This is a genomic window from Cellulomonas sp. IC4_254 (assembly GCF_011603975.1).
In the GTDB taxonomy this organism is placed as follows: Bacteria; Actinomycetota; Actinomycetes; order Actinomycetales; family Cellulomonadaceae; genus Cellulomonas.
This window is the reverse complement of the sequence record NZ_JAANNB010000339.1, coordinates 1-1937: the sequence shown is the minus strand read 5'-3', so window position 1 is coordinate 1937 and position 1937 is coordinate 1. Positions and strand designations below refer to the sequence as shown.

General features: G+C 79.5%; 2 protein-coding genes. Both read right to left on the bottom strand.

What is annotated here, in order from left to right; translation table 11 throughout:
- Window positions 1–838, bottom strand: an 838-nt coding sequence (locus G6556_RS18565; RefSeq protein WP_346775006.1) for a DMT family transporter, incomplete at its 3' end; no start/stop codon positions are given.
- A gap of 428 nt (window positions 839–1266) precedes the next feature.
- Entirely contained in the window at window positions 1267–1815 is a 549-nt protein-coding gene (locus G6556_RS18560) for a TetR/AcrR family transcriptional regulator (RefSeq protein WP_166944595.1), read from the bottom strand.
- Window positions 1816–1937: the final 122 nt, after the last annotated feature.

Below are 1937 nucleotides of genomic sequence, written 5' to 3'. Positions count from 1 at the left end.
CGACCCACCCGACGACGGGCAGCCGCTCCCCGACCACCAGCACCGCCAGGACCGCGGCGACGGCGGGCTCGAGCAGGGTCAGCGTGGTCGCGGTGCTCGCGGCGACCCGCGCGAGACCCCAGCCGAACAGCACGTACCCCCCGAACATCGGTACCAGCGCCATGTACCCGCCGACCGCCGCGTTCCCCCAGGACGCCACCAGCGGCGCGCCCGTGACCGCGAGCACCGGCAGGAGCAGCACGCCCCCGACGCCGAACACCGCGCCCATCGCCGCGCGGGACGGCACGCCGGCCCGCATGAGCCGGTGCGCGACCCACGAGTACAGCGCGTACGTCGCGCCGGCGACGAGCCCGAGCAGCACGCCCGCGACGGTCGACGACCCCGAGGACGACCCGCGCGCACCCTGGGCGACCGTCTCCGCCGCGCAGAGCAGCACGACGCCCGCCAGCCCGACCGTCGCCGCCGCGAGCCAGCGCCGGGACAGCCGCCTCCCGTCGACCAGCCGCTCGACGAGGGCCGACGCGAGCGGCGCCGACCCGAGCGAGACGACCGTGCCGACGGCGACGCCCGCGAGCCGCATCGACGAGTAGAACGCCAGTGGGTACACCGCCACCGCGACCGCGCCCAGGAGCACCAGCCCGGCGCGGGAGCGGAGGGTGCGGGCGTGCGCCGCGATGGCGCGCCGCGCGGTGGCCGCCTGCAGCAGGCCGCCGACACCCATGGCCGCCGCGCCGATCGCGAGCGGCCCGACCCCGGGGGCGAACGTGGCGGCGGTCCCGGTCGTCCCCCACAGCACGGCGGCGGCGAGCACGGCGAGCACGCCCGTCCCGGACGCCACCGCCGCGGCTCCGGGCGCCGCGGCCCCGACCGGCCCGACGGACCCGGCACCAGCGACCCGAGCACCCGCAGGCCCGACACCCGCGAACCCGGCGCCAGCCGACCCGGCACTCACGAACCCGTCACCAGCGAGCCCGGCACCAGCCGACCCGGCGCTGGCGGAATCGTCACCAGCGAACCCGTCGTCGGCGGACCCGTGGCCTCGGTCGCCCCTGCCGTGGTCACCACCCGCCGAGGTGGCACCTCTCGGCTGCGGATCGTCCCGGCGACCCAGCCGAGAGGTGCCGTCTCGGCGGTCACGGAGGGTGTCGAGAGCGGTGGTGGGCGAGGTCGGCGGGGTCGGGGCGGGCGCGGTCGGCGCGGGCGCGGTCGGCGCGGTCGGCGCGGGCGCGGTCGGCCCGGGCCGCGCGGGCGCCGCGTCCTCGGCGGTCACACCGCGGCCAGGAGGTCGGCCGCCAGCGCGCGGGCGCGGCGCAGGCGGGCGTCGTCGCCCTCCAGCCCCGCCCGCGCCATCGAGCCCTCCAGCAGGAACGCCAGGTGCTCCGCCAGGGCGCGGGCCCGTGCCGGGTCGTCCGGCAGCAGGTCGCCGAGGTGGCCGGCGACGATCGCCTCGACCTCCTCCTTGTGCGCGCGCACGACCGCGCGGCCCGGGTCGCCGGCCGGCAGCTCGGCGGCGGCGTTGAGCAGGCCGCAGCCGCGGAAGCCGTGCGCGTACCCGGCGTTCGCGTGGTCGGCGTACGCGTCGAAGACCGCGAGCACCCGCGCGCGGGGGTCGTCGTCGGCGTCGGCGAGCCGGGCGGCGTAGAGGTCGAGCCACTCGGCGTGCCGGGCGGTGAGGTACGCGGCGACGAGGTCGGCCTTGGACGCGAAGTTGTTGTAGAGGCTCATCTTGGCGACGCCCGCGTCCGCGGTGATCGTGTCGATGCCGGTGCCGGCGATGCCGTCGGCGTAGAACCGCGCCGCGGCCGCGGCGAGCAGCCGGTCCCGCGCGGGCCGCCGTCGTCCGCGCCCCGCGCGGGCCGACCCCGACGCGCCCGCCGCGCCACCCGACCCCGACGCGCCCGTCGACGCCGCCCCGCCGGCCGACCCCGCCCGCGTCG